General features: G+C 40.2%; 13 protein-coding genes and 1 other RNA gene. 9 read left to right on the forward strand and 5 right to left on the reverse strand.

All coding sequences use genetic code 11. The features are described from left to right. Positions 1-7: 7 nt before the first annotated feature. Positions 8-1153, reverse strand: coding sequence for a patatin-like phospholipase family protein (locus KQP93_RS05960; protein WP_138599329.1), 1146 nt, complete (start codon positions 1151-1153; stop codon positions 8-10). Positions 1154-1287: 134 nt separating this feature from the next. Here KQP93_RS05960 and KQP93_RS05965 point away from each other — a divergent pair, with 134 nt between their 5' ends. Beyond that, on the forward strand, positions 1288-2151 hold the full coding sequence (locus tag KQP93_RS05965) for a DUF3014 domain-containing protein (protein ID WP_217876330.1): 864 nt from the start codon (positions 1288-1290) through the stop codon (positions 2149-2151). A gap of 136 nt (positions 2152-2287) precedes the next feature. Further along, positions 2288-2384: signal recognition particle sRNA small type (gene ffs / locus KQP93_RS05970), an RNA gene on the forward strand. A 466-nt stretch (positions 2385-2850) separates the two neighbouring features. On the opposite strand, the gene KQP93_RS05975 is transcribed toward ffs, so the two are convergent. The 4 genes from KQP93_RS05975 to KQP93_RS05990 all read right to left on the reverse strand — a co-directional run bounded on the left by KQP93_RS05975 (position 2851) and on the right by KQP93_RS05990 (position 7922). Beyond that, a complete protein-coding gene (locus KQP93_RS05975) occupies positions 2851-3825 on the reverse strand; it encodes a transposase (protein WP_217876331.1) in 975 nt (324 codons plus the stop codon). Between the two features lie 253 nt (positions 3826-4078). Beyond that, positions 4079-5458, reverse strand: coding sequence for an alpha-amylase family glycosyl hydrolase (locus tag KQP93_RS05980; RefSeq protein WP_440590114.1), 1380 nt, complete (start codon positions 5456-5458; stop codon positions 4079-4081). A 247-nt stretch (positions 5459-5705) separates the two neighbouring features. Then, positions 5706-5906, reverse strand: coding sequence for a hypothetical protein (locus tag KQP93_RS05985; protein WP_063706895.1), 201 nt, complete (start codon positions 5904-5906; stop codon positions 5706-5708). 225 nt (positions 5907-6131) lie between these two features. Beyond that, entirely contained in the window at positions 6132-7922 is a 1791-nt protein-coding gene (locus KQP93_RS05990) for an ATP-binding protein (RefSeq protein ID WP_217876332.1), read from the reverse strand. Between the two features lie 278 nt (positions 7923-8200). On the opposite strand from KQP93_RS05990, the gene KQP93_RS05995 reads away from it, so the two are divergent. The 7 genes from KQP93_RS05995 to KQP93_RS06025 all read left to right on the forward strand — a co-directional run bounded on the left by KQP93_RS05995 (position 8201) and on the right by KQP93_RS06025 (position 13894). Further along, positions 8201-8500: a hypothetical protein gene (locus KQP93_RS05995; protein WP_217876333.1), complete on the forward strand. Its 300-nt coding sequence runs from the start codon at positions 8201-8203 to the stop codon at positions 8498-8500. A 187-nt stretch (positions 8501-8687) separates the two neighbouring features. After that, positions 8688-9533 (forward strand): HDOD domain-containing protein, encoded by an 846-nt coding sequence (locus tag KQP93_RS06000; RefSeq protein ID WP_217876334.1) that lies wholly within the window; start codon positions 8688-8690, stop codon positions 9531-9533. Positions 9534-9675: 142 nt separating this feature from the next. Then, entirely contained in the window at positions 9676-10641 is a 966-nt protein-coding gene (locus KQP93_RS06005; protein ID WP_254907716.1) for a hypothetical protein, read from the forward strand. 14 nt (positions 10642-10655) lie between these two features. Further along, complete coding sequence (locus KQP93_RS06010) at positions 10656-11069, forward strand: MerR family DNA-binding transcriptional regulator (RefSeq protein ID WP_217876335.1); 414 nt, start codon at positions 10656-10658, stop codon at positions 11067-11069. Positions 11070-11131: 62 nt separating this feature from the next. Then, positions 11132-12361 carry an NADH:flavin oxidoreductase/NADH oxidase family protein gene (locus KQP93_RS06015; RefSeq protein ID WP_217876336.1) on the forward strand — a complete coding sequence of 410 codons (1230 nt, stop codon included), beginning with the start codon at positions 11132-11134 and terminating at the stop codon, positions 12359-12361. Between the two features lie 57 nt (positions 12362-12418). Further along, entirely contained in the window at positions 12419-13141 is a 723-nt protein-coding gene (locus KQP93_RS06020; RefSeq protein ID WP_217876337.1) for an SIMPL domain-containing protein, read from the forward strand. A 3-nt stretch (positions 13142-13144) separates the two neighbouring features. Then, positions 13145-13894, forward strand: a complete 750-nt coding sequence (locus KQP93_RS06025; RefSeq protein WP_217876338.1) for a hypothetical protein — start codon at positions 13145-13147, stop codon at positions 13892-13894. Positions 13895-13904 lie beyond the last annotated feature (10 nt).

Consider the following 13904-nt stretch of genomic DNA (forward strand, 5'->3'; position numbering starts at 1 on the left):
CTATTAACTACTCCAGCTCTAAGAATTTACGAATTTCAGGTAGCTTTTTAAGGCCATCTTGGTAGCCAATTTCAATGAGCTTTTGGGTATAACGTTTTTCAAACAGTAAGTAGCTCGTTAAACTCGATTGCGAACGTTTTTTCACGCCTATCATGCGAAGTAACACTTTGATTGCCATAGGCATGTCATCATAAAACTGAGCTGCGATTGCATTAAAGTTTTGCGATGGGTTGATCACGCAAGTTTCGATTTGTTTAAGCTCTTGGTGTTTGTCGCGGGCAGGCAAAAGGCTCAAAGTTCGGTTAATGCGCTGTAAGCGCTCTAAATCAGACTGTAGCGTGTCGGTAAAGACGCTATCGAGCAAGTGACCTGCAATATTCGAAAGACCCGGGTAATGAGGCTGGTAACCTGGTGGATGCAATTCTTTTGGTTCATCAACACCAATAATAAAGATTTTTTCAGCACCTAAGTGAACCGACGGACTCAGTGGCGAAAGTTGGTGAATAGAGCCGTCGCCAAAATAGTGGTTATAAACATTCACGCTCGGGAACACCATAGGAATAGCGCTCGATGCCATTAAGTGCTCAACATTAATGCGGGTTGCTTGACCTTCACGCTTTGCTCTGCGCCAGGGCTTTTGTGTAAGTGACTGAAAAAATGCCACAGAGTCACCGGTGGTATAGCTCGAAGCAGTAATCGATACTGCATCTAGGTAGTTTTTATGCAGATTTCGTTCGATACGCGATAAATCGAGTATTTCGTGCAGTAGTTTTCGCAGAGGCTTATTGTTTAGCAAACTCGCTGGTGGGTGATTTATATGTTCAGATTGAAAACTCGTGAGCATGTTGCGAGTAATATGTAAAAACACACTTAAAAAGTCGCTTTTATAAACCTGAGAGGTCGAAAAATTCTTCCACACCCATTCAAGTTTTTTGCATGCTAAATGCGCACACGATGCATAACATGCTAATGCAGCGGAATTAATTGCGCCTGCTGATGTCCCATTAATAATAGTAAAGGGCAGCGGTGCTGTACGAGGCATGCTTTGCGTTATCGCTTTAAGCACACCAACTTGATAAGCCGCTCGCGCGCCACCACCTGTTAGTAATAAAGCGATTTTAGAGTGCTGTGTTTTTTTTAACTTACTGCTCATGGTTGCATTTAAATAGTTGTGCGTCTTTACTTTATTTATCAACTGTAAGTCTTTAAGCTAGAAGAAGCAAAGATTAGCTCAAGGCTAAATGGTTTTTTCGTATTTTTATCTGTTTTATTTTTAAGGGAGTGTCTATGTCAGAGCATTCGTCAGAGCCTGAAGTACAAAAGGGTTCATCAAATAACAACCTGATTTTTGCGGTGGTTGTGCTTATCCTTGTTGCTGGTGTGGCAGCGTTTATTTTATTAAAGCCTGAAGATAAACCCGTGCAAGTTGTTGAAGATATTGTTGCAGAAGAAGCGCCAGTTGTTGAGTATCAAGAGCCTGAACCAGAACCTGAAGTGACAGAGCCTGAGCCAGAACCCGTTGTAGTCGATACTGCTCCAGAGCGCACTCCAGAGCCAGTTCCAGAAGTTGAACCATTACCAACGTTAAATGAAAGCGATGAAGTGGTTGTTGCTCGTATGGATGAGTTACTAAGTGACCAAGTGATGAGCTTAATGGTGACCGACGATCTTATTCGCCGTGGTGTTGTGTATGTTGATAACATCGCCAAAGGTAAAGTGGCATTAAGCCATGCACCTGTTGAGCGTCCTAAAGAGTCGTTTAAAGTTATTGAGGGCGACATTTTAACAATCGACCCAAATAGCTATGAGCGCTACACGCCATATGTGAAACTATTTACCAGCCTAAGCGCTGCTCAAGTTATTCGTATGTACGATGAATACAAACCACTTATCAATGAAGCTTATGCAGAAATTGGCTACGAAGGTGATGCATTCACAGGCACGCTAGAAGAGGCGATTGATGTACTGCTTGATACGCCAGAGCCTAAAGGTGATATGCCACTTGTTCGTAACTCAGTTACTTATCAATATGCTTACTCTGAGTGGGAAAATCTACCTGATGCGCAAAAACAATTACTGCGTATGGGCCCAGAAAATATGGAAAAAGTGAAAGCAGCACTGCGCAACATTAAAGCTGAACTTGAACAGTAAGCGATAACCCCCTTAATGACAGTGCGATTGTATACCAAGTATGCAATCGCACTTTCTTTTTCGAATACCCCTTGAATAACAGGCTAAAAGTAGAGATAATCCCTCCCGCGCCAAACAAGGCCCTCAATGGTAGTCTTATTGGTCCTCTCGCAACACTAGCAGGTGAACCTGGTCAGGCCCGGAAGGGAGCAGCCACAGCGTGTGACGTGTGTGCCGAGATGCGGCTGGTAAGACTGCCACCCAAAATTCTATTTGGGTGACTTTCATCATTTAAATTCCTTTTAAAAACATTCTTTAGTACTCTTCTTTTATTCCTGCATTAATTAAATTTAACTTTAAGTGTGTTTATTTTTAAGTTATCGAGACATCCACTTTAGATAGTTATCTAGACACCCACATTAAAATGTAAACTTCGTCTTTATGTATATGATTGAATTGAAGGAGACACTGCTGGTGAGGTACAGGTAATGAAAATTAAAAAGACACCCACTTTAGAATTAAAAAGACACCCACTCTAGTAGATTTTTTAATAGCTAACTTTAAATGTGACTTGCCCAGTCGTTCTAAATTAATTTACCAAGTTAATTTATACATCGAATGTTCTTTTTACATGATTCTGTAGTTATTGTCTGATTAGTGCCAGATTTCGGGCAAGCTCTGCCCAAGGGTAAGACCACTTTAAACATTTTGAGTTTTGGTTTAGGCAAATAGTGCACGACTAGTGCTAATAGAGCTCCTTCGCTTTCGTTTCATGTGATTTGCATACTCAGTTATAGCCTGTTCTTTACCAGCCGTATTTTTAAATGAGCGGGTAAAGGAAGTGGTGAGTGTAAGCCAGTTATCAGTACAAATGTTTAATCTTTCAAGTATTGGTAATGCCTCTTCTGGTATTTTCCCAGGCTTATCATCTCGTATTGAGCGGCCCGTCCAATCTACAAGTTGTAGATATGTTTTGAGCTCAAATGGTAGCCCTCTAGGCATATGTTTACGTGGTTTACCTGCAAAGCGCATAAGTGATTTTGGTTGCTTATTATTTTGAGCTGCATTAATTCTAGATTTAATACTGGTGTAGTCAGACTCTTCTGGTAAATCAGCCGCTTTTGCTCTTACTGGGTTTAAATCAACATAAGCAAGGCATGCAGCAAGTGCAGCTTCATCCAGCAAGGCTTGTGACTTAAAACGACCTTCCCAAAACCGACCTTTACATTCATCCTCTTGATTCGCTTTTCGTGCAATACCCTCATTAAGAACACGCATGAACCAACTGATGCTACTGAGCCGTTCTCGATATAAATTTACTCTGGTATTAACCGCAGCGAGTTCAGCTTGTGTTAGCAATTCGCCATTTAAGAACCGTTGGCAAAGGAATGTACTCTTAAATAACTTGTGCCATCTAATAAGAATCGCTTTATTATTCAGACGCTTTGCTTTTGCTATATCGATGTGCAGGACTAGATGAGTGTGGTTGCTCATAACCGCGTAGGCGCAAATATCAATACAAAATATCCTGCCAAGTTGAAGTAGTTTCTTTTCAACCCAATCCCGCCTGTATTCATATGAACGACCCGTTAGAGGGTCTTGTCCACACAAATAAGCGCGACGAACGCAACGTGAAATGCAGTGATAATAAGGCGTGTTTGAAATACTAATTAAGTTTCTACGTGGGGTTGCCATGCTCTTCTCCTCCATGAGTTGAACAATTTAAGTTTAGTCATAATTTTGAGAAGTGAGAAATATTAAGCTGGGTGTCTAGTTAGTGGTTATTTTGTTTATAGGTTAACTCTGTGGAGTGATAGAAATTAATATGGGTGTCTGGTTAGTGATATGGGTGTCTTGTTAGTAAAGAAATTAACTGATTATTTGATCCCATAGCTTTAGTTATGGGATCAAATTTGGTTATTGGGGGGAGTAAGCTAAGGAGGACGAGTTATTCTACAAAGACTCTAAATCCCCATGCTGGAATTGTGAGTTCTGTTGTTTGAGTAAATTCCATTGCCTGTTTTGAAAAAGCATCCGTGTATTTACCTAAAAACAATGGCTCTTTAAAGCTAACTGTTTGTGGCGCTTTTGATAGGTTGAATACGGCAAATACTTTATCGTTGCCTTTTGCACGAACAAAGCTAAGCACCTGTTTTGGTGCGGTGTTTGGTACATGCACCATGCGGCCGCCAAATTGGCCATTCCACAGTGCTTCATTACTATGTTTGAGTGCAAATAGTGATTGGTATAAATCACCAATAGGGTGCTTTTGCCATTTGATAGGGTCACGTTCAAAAAAAGCGAGGCGTTTATCGTTACCCGCTTCTTGGCCGTTGTAAATCATCGGGAAGCCTTCGCCAACGACAGATAATGCAATAACGGCTTCGAGTGCATCGCCATAGTTTTCGAACATGGTGCCTTCCCATGCGTTGCTATCATGGTTGGCAACACCCACAAGGCGATAAGCTTCTTCTGGAAATGCACTTTCGTTCCATGAATAATAAACGAAGAGGGCGCTGACATCAGCATGTCCATTTACGATTTTATGCATGTGCTCAGACCATGACCATGCGTAAGTCATATCAAATGCTTCGGCATGTAAATCGCGAGACTCCCACTCAGCAAGCATTAAAACAGGCTTTATGTCATCAAGCTCACGGCGGACGTTATTCCAAAAATCTACGGGCACAAAGCCTGCCACATCACAGCGATAGCCATCAATACCGACTTCTTTTACCCAGTATTTCATTGATTCTGTCATATATTCACGTAGAGCAGGCTTTGAATAATCAAAGTCAATAATGTCAGACCAATCCCACCACGGCGTCGGCCTAAATTGGCCTTTGTAGTCTCGGTCGTACCAATCGGGGTGCTCATATCGAAGCCTGTTATCCCAAGCACTGTGGTTTGCTACCCAATCTAAAATGACATACATCCCCATATCATGGGCTTTGTTCACAAATGTTTTAAGGTCTTCTAATGTGCCAAACTCTGGGTTTACTTTACGGTAATCTTTTACAGAATAAGGGCTACCTAAACTGCCTTTGCGGTTTTCTTCACCAATCGGGTTTATTGGCATAAGCCAAATAATATCAACGCCTAACTCTTTCAAGCGTGGCAATTGCTGTTGTGCTGCATTAAAGGTGCCTTGTGGAGTAAATTGGCGAGTGTTTAATTGATACAGTACCGCATTTTTTGACCATTCCGGGTGAGTTAGTTTTACGTAAGGCATGGGCTCATAGGCACTGTTTGAAGTTTTAGTGTGTGTACATGCAGTAATGAGGCTTAGCAATAAAATAAGCACACTTTTGGTTAGCATTGAATTCATATCAGGCCTTGTTGTCGAATAAACGTGTTGTATGAAAAAACAACACTTCGACTAAATATATACCCTGAGCTAATATTTACAATTAAATGCATACGTATTCACAGTGTGGTTACATAATCGATTAAGTAGCAATATTACGCTTAATTATATTTGGATGGGGGCTAAATACTTAAATGATTAAATAGGGTGGGGAAATATGTAAAAACGACAGCAAGAAAAAGCTAAGCTGTCGTTTAAATATGCCGAGCTAGGCTGAAATCATAAAAGCCGATTTACTGGCATCCCAGCTGATCAGTTTTTTAATTTCTAGCTCTTTTATAATGGTTAGTAATTCAGAGTCACTTAGGCAGCAGCCTTGTTTTAGTTTATCGAGTGATATCTCTTTATTACGGCTATGAAGCTTAGAGGCCAACATAATACGGTAGATTAATTTTGACTTACGGTTCATAACGCATCTCCTCCACATTTTTGTTGATAGCATTTTAGTTGCTACTTGGTTTTTATAATTTGGTGCAATGTGTACTGATGATTTTTTCGACTATGAGGGATCTTTTTAGCCAAGTCAATCAATATAGGATAAAAATTATACAGTATTGAATTAGCAGGAGAAACGTTAAAATAAAATTGCAAGCTATTGAAATAAAACGAAATTAAGATTTTCGCTTGGGCAGGCCTAATCTATGAGCTCGTCACGGCTAACCGCAATCACATCATGAAGTGCTTTAAATAGTAAATGCTTTTCAATCGGTTTGCCTACGTGGCCATTAAAACCACAGTTCATGTATTCGATGATATTTTCTTTCATCACGTTGGCAGTCAAGGCAATAACAGGCACCTCTTTATCAATACTACGAATATGTGAGCACGCTTCTATCCCTCCCATAACTGGCATTTGTATATCCATTAAAACTAAAATGGGGTTGAGTTGTTTAAATAGCTCGACTGCTTCAGCGCCATCTTTTGCAAAGTGAAGGTCTGCGTTGGTTTCTGCAAGCATCGATTTGATGATCATAGTATTGAGCGGGTTATCTTCAGCAATTAACAAGGTTTTAGCCGATAAGTCAGGTGCAGTCACATCAGTAAAGCTATCATGTAAGTGCTGCTTTTCAGATACTTTGAGCGGTAAATAAACGGTGAAATGGGTGCCTTTACCGAGTGCGCTGTCTACATCAATACGCCCGTTCATACGGTTAATGAGGTTAGCGGTAATCGACATGCCTAATCCTGTCCCGCCAAAACGCCGCGTTATACTGTTATCGGCTTGTTGAAAACGGTTAAACAGATGCATTAAACCTTCTTTATTCATACCAATGCCGGTATCAATCACTTCTATCTCAACACCTTGTTTTTGGCTTTGCGAAGATTTATTAATTTTTACTTGCACGCCACCTTGCTCGGTAAATTTAACGGCGTTAGAAACCAGGTTTAAAATAATTTGTCGAACCCGAACTGGGTCTCCTATCCATAAATCTTCAACGTCATCGTCTATATCTATGTTTAGTTCAATTGATTTTTCGTTACAAAGCGGCAGAAAATCAGAATTGATTGACTCAACAACCTTCGACATTGAAAAGTCCACCTGTTCAATTGAAAGCTCGTTCGCCTCCATTTTCGAAAAGTCTAAAATATCGTTGATGATAGTAAGGAGTGATCGACAAGAAAATAGCGCCTTAGAAACAACTTCTATATTTTTCGGTTTTTGAATGTTTGGCTGCAAAATTTGTAAAAGCCCCATAATGCCATTAAGTGGGGTGCGTATTTCATGACTCATATTGGCTAAAAATTCTGATTTTATTCTCGCGCCTTCTACAGCACGCTCAGTGAGCTCAATCTGTTGTTTATATGAGTTTGAAAGCTTTCTAAAGTAAATAAGCAATATGCTGGTGAGCAATATTATTGTTAGCACATGCACGATATAAGCAATTTGAAAGTTTTCATTAATAGCGATGCCTTTATCTTTAAGGATTAAGTTTACATGTTGCTCAAAAGCGGCAAGTGCCTTCAATGCAGCTGTGTCGTCTACTTTTACAGTGGTATCTATCTGCTCGCTAGTTGCGCCATTAGCAATCATCTTTAAAACAATATCGAGTTTATCTTCATATTCAATAACCGTTTTTTTAACGTCAGTAAGTGCAGTCTGATCGTATTCTTTTATTGCGCCAAGCTTGGCAAAGATCTCTTTTATTTCGATGAGTTCACTTTTAATGGGCGGAAGATACAGTTCTGTATTTTTTCTGAGCACTAGGTTTTTAAAATGGTGAATAAAGCCACCATACCCGAGTTTTTGAATTAGCTTGTCGTGTAGAACATAAACGTTAGCGGCGGTTTTTGAGTAGTCATGCCATTGTGAGTCGACATTTTTGTAAAAGAATAACGAGGTAACAGTGAGCGACGTTACTAATGCAATCACGATAATTGCATTTACTTTCAACTTGTTTTTAGTTTGCTGCAACGCTTTTGTCATCAGTTTACGGCACCTACCTGTTGTTAATTTAAGCATAGCAGTGTTTTTTTTGTTCACATAAGAAAGGGGTCAATTCAGAATGACTTTTTGTGAGGCTAATAAAAAACCTTAACAACTAAGGTAAAAATGATCTTAAGCGAACAATTAAGTTTTTATAAACAATTTTGAAATCAATTTCACTGTACTTTTTTCGTACGTGGTGTATCTTAAGTTGGTACGAAATTTTAAGGTTTCATTGAGTGTAAGTTAACACTAACTTGTTAAGTGGAGTAAAGGATATGCACGCACACACAGTCAAAGAATCAACAGCGACTATTCAATCGGGTGTCGCAAAAGCGGATGGTAAGCTTTTAGTTACAGAGCAAGACATTGTTTTTGAACCGTTTAATAAAGAGTTAGGCTTAGGTCCATACACACTTTCACGATCGCACATCAATAACGTTGATAAGTGTTCGGGTAAAGGCGCGGGTATTCTACCAATTACAGCAGATGGAATTCGCATTACTCTAAATAACAACGATGTATTTGAGTTCATTTTAGCAAACCCAGATGAGTGGCTAAGCGTACTTGCTCACTAAACAAATCTTCAAAAAGACGGCATATTAAAGCAAGTTGTCATAATGTGCCGTGTTAGCCTCTCATTAATTATTTTCCTTTCTTCGCAACATATTGATCTCAAACAATACTAAGGCAAACTTCTTAGAGTATTTTACACATCTAAACCATTAAATTGCTCGTTGCTTATTAACGGAGGCTCTTGGGCAAATGATCAACTTAGATGAACAACGCCTAGTTTCGCTTGAACGCGGTTTTCATATTCCACCAAAACCTGAACTATTGAGCCAAATTGCCGATGAAATGCAAAAGTCGGATGCAAGCTTAGATAAAATAGCCAATTTGATCTCTCGAGACATTAGCCTTTCGGCCTTATTATTAAAAACAATAAATAGCCCGGTGTTCGGCTTACAACGCACCATTAGTGATATACGCCAAGCGGCGATGTTTTTAGGGTTAGATCAGCTTAATCGGCTAGTAACCTTGGCCTTGCTTAAGCAAAATTTTAAAGGCAATGCCTGTATTAGCTTAGAGCGCTTTTGGGACGAGTCGGTTGAAGTTGCGAATGCCTGTGTGCAGCTTGGTAACAGTTATAAGTCATTAATGCCAGTGGACGAGCTTTATTCATTAGGGCTTTTTCATAATGTCGGTATTGCGGCTATGGCATTAAAATTTAAAGATTATGTTGAGGTTCTTAAGCAAGCAAATTTAGCTAAAGAGTATGCGATTACCGACCTAGAGCAGGCTCGTTATCAGTGCGACCATGCGGTGATTGGCTATTTTATCTCGGTATCTTGGCACCTTCCAAAGCCACTTTGTCATGTTATTTTAAATCATCATAACACGCACTTTTTAGAGCAACATAATGATGAGCAGCAGCGTATGGCATACGCCATCTTAAAATGTGCAGAGAGTGCTGTGGACTATGCCCGTCACCAACAGTATTCAAGCGAGTGGTTCAAAATTAAAGAGCTGTGCTTTGCTGAGCTAGGTATTGTTGATCAAGATTTTGCAGATATGGTCGAAGATTACGTCGACAATGCGATGGCAAGTTAAAGCCGATTAGTTTTTATTTCCTATCATCTTAACTTCGATGAGTTTGCGAGTGGTGAGTTATCATCACTCGCTTTTTTATCTTGACCTTAAAGTGAGCTTTAAAGTTAGAGTTTTTGTATCTTAATGACTAACGAGGTGCAAAATGACAACTATCAAAAACCTAATCTTATTGCTTGCATTACTAACAACAAGTTACGTAGAAAGCGCTACTAAAACAATTGAGCTGGCAGGCGAAAAAGTGCCTGTTGTTGAAGGTGGTTTGTATGATCAATATCGCTCTAATCCACCATTATCAGTGATAGCGGAGCAGGCTCCCACTCTTGATTTGTCATGGTTTAAAACCATAAAAAAGCAAAAAGTAGACATGGGCTTTGAGTCTTACTCACCAAATTTTTACTATAAAAACAGTAAAATTACCGCTGTATTTAGCGCTGATCTCGATGTGTTAACCTCATTGATCCCAGCCAGTGTTTTAGAGCATGTTGAGCCAATAAGTTTATGGCCAGGGCGCGGGTTAGTTGCCATAACAGCGTATGCTTACCATTACTGCGATAACGATACATACAACGAGCTAGCCATTTCAGTGATCACCACCAAGCCAGATTCGTGGAATTTAGGCGTTATTTCGTTACTTAATAACCAATGGAATGATGACTTTTGGGGGGTTGTTTTAAAGCTACCCGTTGATACGGAGCTTGCGAGAGTGCGAGGTGTAGTGGGCTATAATCTACCTAAATGGACCACTAAAATTAGCTATAAAAATACTCCTAAAACACTGACGTTTTCATTATTTGATAATGCCACAAATGAGCCTGATGTGATCATCACAGGTAAAAAGCTAAGCGATGAATCAACCGATGAGAAATTTGTTCGAAATAGTTTTATGAATCACAATCAACAAGGGCAGTTAACAACGGGCTATGCGGATAATCGATATTTACACTATGCATCAAGCACATCTGATGAAGATGTAAGCCTTGAGCTGCTTCAGGGAGAATTATCACAGTTTATTCGCTCACTTGATTTAGGCAGTATGATCAAATATGAGTACGTACCTGATTTTCAAAGTGCGTTATATGCACCAACATACTTTAAAGCTAAACCCTAGACAGGAGTTACACAATGAAAATAGGTGAGCTTGCAAAACGAACGGGTCTCAGCGCATCTAAAATTCGTTTTTATGAGGACATTGGCTTACTTAAAATGGTTGAGCGTAAAGCAAATGGCTATCGCTCGTACCCTAAGGAAGCTGAAGTCGCTTTAAACTTGATAGTTAGTGGGCAACAAGCCGGTTTTAGCCTAGATGAATTAAAAGCGCTATTACCGGCGGATTTATCTGGTTGGCAGCATGCTCAACTTATTGATGCATTAAAACAAAAAGTGATGGATATCGAGCAATTACAAGCCAAGTTAGCCGAAAATAAACAGCGCTTAACAGAGATCCTCACAGAAATAGATGCAAAACCAGATGATATGGATTGTGCAGATAATGCTAAGCGTGTTCTGACACAAATGGGGTTAAAAAATGACAAATAGCTATTGACCTTAAAGTTTACTTTAATCTTATAGTTTTGACATTCCCAACTATGGAGACTGTTATGACCTTATTTTCTGAGCTTAAATTACCGAATGGTTCTGTTATTCCAAATCGTGTTGCAAAAGCAGCGATGGAAGAAAACCTAGCTGATGCAAACTTACTCCCGTCAACTCAGCTTTTTAACTTGTATAAAGCCTGGGCTGACGGTGGTGTAGGGCTTATTATCTCGGGCAATGTTATGGTTGATAGTAAAGCGATGACAGGCCCTGGTGGAGTGGTATTAGAAAATGATAAACACCTAGCTGTATTTCAGCAGTGGGCAAAAATAGGGCAGGCAAATGGTGGGCAGTTCTGGCTGCAAATTAATCATCCTGGCCGACAAATGCCAGCAAGTTTGCAGCAGCAAACATGGGCGCCTTCAGCAGTGGAAATGGACATGGGTAAAATGTCGAGTTACTTCACGGCCCCTAGAGCGATGGATGAAGCCAAAATTCAAGACATCATCACACGGTTTGTAAATACAGCGACATTAGCCGAAATGGCTGGTTTCTCTGGTGTTGAAGTGCACGCGGCACATGGTTATTTATTAAGCCAGTTTTTATCTCCTTTAACTAACAAGCGAAGTGACCAATGGGGTGGTAGCCTTGCAAATCGTGCTCGATTGTTAATTGAAATTGTTAAGCAAATTAAAGCCGCAACAAGCGAGCATTTTGCGGTTGCGGTAAAACTAAATTCAGCTGATTTTCAACGCGGCGGCTTTAGTCTTGAGGATGCTAAGCAAGTGGTTGTTATGCTAGGTGAGTTAAATGTCGATTTAGTAGAGCTTTCTGGCGGTAGTTATGAAGCACCAGCAATGCAAGGCAGTGCACGGGATGGCAGAACATTGGCTCGTGAAGCTTACTTTTTAGAGTTTGCTAAAGAAATTCGGCAAATCGCGAAAATGCCGATTATGATTACGGGCGGCATTAAACGTAAATCAGTGGCAGATCAGGTAATGGCAGAAGGCGTCGACATGGTCGGTATTGCGACGGCTCTTGCAATTGAGCCAGCATTAGTTAATAAGTGGCGAAATGGCTTACATGTTACACCTGAACTTGCAGCAATTACTTGGAAAAATAAACCACTTGCCTCGGTTGCGAATATGGCAATGGTAAAGTATCAATTAACGCGATTAAGTAAGAACAAACAGGTAAAACCTAACGTTTGGCCAATCTGGGCGTTCATAAAGCAACAAATTAACGATCTATTTAGAGTAAAAAGATACCTGAAATACATACATAATAATAGCTGAGCTGAGTGTACATTTTAGTTTAGGCAAGGCATCATAACTTTTTTCTAAGGAGAGGTTATGATGCTTAAATCTCTGTTGCCACTGGTTTTATGTGCCAGTTCTACGATGGCTGCAACAAGTCTGCCGGATAATCGTCATATTGTTGTTAAAGGTGAGGCAGTTGTGCGTACAGCCCCCGATAGGGCTGATATCACGTTAGAGTTTGAAGCTGTAAAAGCTGAAAGCGTGCAGGCTAAGCAGCAAGTCGATGCGCAAGTCAATAGACTCCTTGCGGGCTTAAATAATTTCTCAATAGACGAAAAAAGTATCTCTGCGGGGCGAATTTTCGTAGAGCCGAACATGCGTTATGACGAAAATGATAACCAAGTTAAAGATGGCTTTCGAGCCACGCGCAAGGTCAAAGTCAGCCTTAAAAAACTCTCCCTTCTGGACGGATTTTTAAATTTTGCGCTTAAAGTGGGCGTCAATCAAATCGAGCAAATTCAACTTTTATCAACCAAAGCCTCAGATTACGAGCAAGCCGCTCTTGATAAAGCAGTTGCGAATGCCAAACAGCAGGGAAGTAGCCTTGCAAGCGCATTCGAAGCGAAACTTGGTCGGGTGTATAGTATTCAATCACAAGAGGTCGGTAGTCACTTTGGTTATGGTAGCAATACAAATATTGAACGAATCATGGTCACGGGCTCACGTATTAATACAGTCCCAGAAGGTAAGTATTTACAAGAATCGATTACCTTCAGAGCAAGTGTTAATGTTGTGTTTGATTTGGTGGTCGAGTAATTAATGAGATTTTTTAAGTACAGCGTTTATCTATTCCTTTTGTTGATGGCATTCAGTGGTCTTGCCGCAACAAAGCACATAAATATTGTCAAACCTGTGGTTGCGGCATTTAAGGCAGGTGATAAAGCTGCCATTGCTAAGCGAGTGCATTATCCACTGCAGCGTAAAGAGCCGTTGCAAGCAATTGAAAATGAGCAAATGCTTATAGAAAACTTTGAGCAAGTTTTTGATAAAGAGTTTGTCGAAAAAATCGTGAACTCAAATATTCGCCATGATTGGGAAATGATGGGGTGGCGCGGCATCATGTTTGATTCAGGCAAATTGTGGTTAGACTTTGATGGCTCTATTTGGGCTGTGCCTTATGAATCAGAGGCAGAAAAAGCACGACGTGAAGCATTGATTGATGAGCAAAAACAAGCATTACATAAAAGCCTCCGTGAATTTATAAAGCCGATATTAACGTGGCAAACAAAACAGCATTTAATTCGTATCGATGAACTGGCTGATAATCAGTACCGTTATGCAGCATGGGGGATTGATCAATCTATGCAAGATGAGCCAAGCCTTGTGATCACAGGGGGCACATTAAGCTTTGATGGCAGTGGGGGCAATCATTTTTATACCTTTACTAACAACGGTTATCGTTACGTTTGTCATGTAACAGTGCTTGGTACTGAACACTCACCGCCGGGGTTTTTAGAGGTATTCAAAAATAATGTACAAATATTGTCTGAGCCTGCTTTAAATTTTTAAGGCGTTTTTA

Source organism: Pseudoalteromonas shioyasakiensis (assembly GCF_019134595.1).
GTDB lineage: Bacteria > Pseudomonadota > Gammaproteobacteria > Enterobacterales > Alteromonadaceae > Pseudoalteromonas > Pseudoalteromonas shioyasakiensis_A.

Bases quoted from the DNA above. Each gene is read 5' to 3' on its own strand.
- KQP93_RS05960 (WP_138599329.1), bottom strand. From the start codon at position 1,153: ATGAGCAGTAAGTTAAAAAAAACACAGCACTCTAAAATCGCTTTATTA.
- KQP93_RS05965 (WP_217876330.1), top strand. From the start codon at position 1,288: ATGTCAGAGCATTCGTCAGAGCCTGAAGTACAAAAGGGTTCATCAAAT.
- KQP93_RS05975 (WP_217876331.1), bottom strand. From the start codon at position 3,825: ATGGCAACCCCACGTAGAAACTTAATTAGTATTTCAAACACGCCTTAT.
- KQP93_RS05980 (WP_440590114.1), bottom strand. From the start codon at position 5,458: ATGAATTCAATGCTAACCAAAAGTGTGCTTATTTTATTGCTAAGCCTC.
- KQP93_RS05985 (WP_063706895.1), bottom strand. From the start codon at position 5,906: ATGAACCGTAAGTCAAAATTAATCTACCGTATTATGTTGGCCTCTAAG.
- KQP93_RS05990 (WP_217876332.1), bottom strand. From the start codon at position 7,922: ATGACAAAAGCGTTGCAGCAAACTAAAAACAAGTTGAAAGTAAATGCA.
- KQP93_RS05995 (WP_217876333.1), top strand. From the start codon at position 8,201: ATGCACGCACACACAGTCAAAGAATCAACAGCGACTATTCAATCGGGT.
- KQP93_RS06000 (WP_217876334.1), top strand. From the start codon at position 8,688: ATGATCAACTTAGATGAACAACGCCTAGTTTCGCTTGAACGCGGTTTT.
- KQP93_RS06005 (WP_254907716.1), top strand. From the start codon at position 9,676: ATGACAACTATCAAAAACCTAATCTTATTGCTTGCATTACTAACAACA.
- KQP93_RS06010 (WP_217876335.1), top strand. From the start codon at position 10,656: ATGAAAATAGGTGAGCTTGCAAAACGAACGGGTCTCAGCGCATCTAAA.
- KQP93_RS06015 (WP_217876336.1), top strand. From the start codon at position 11,132: ATGACCTTATTTTCTGAGCTTAAATTACCGAATGGTTCTGTTATTCCA.
- KQP93_RS06020 (WP_217876337.1), top strand. From the start codon at position 12,419: ATGATGCTTAAATCTCTGTTGCCACTGGTTTTATGTGCCAGTTCTACG.
- KQP93_RS06025 (WP_217876338.1), top strand. From the start codon at position 13,145: ATGAGATTTTTTAAGTACAGCGTTTATCTATTCCTTTTGTTGATGGCA.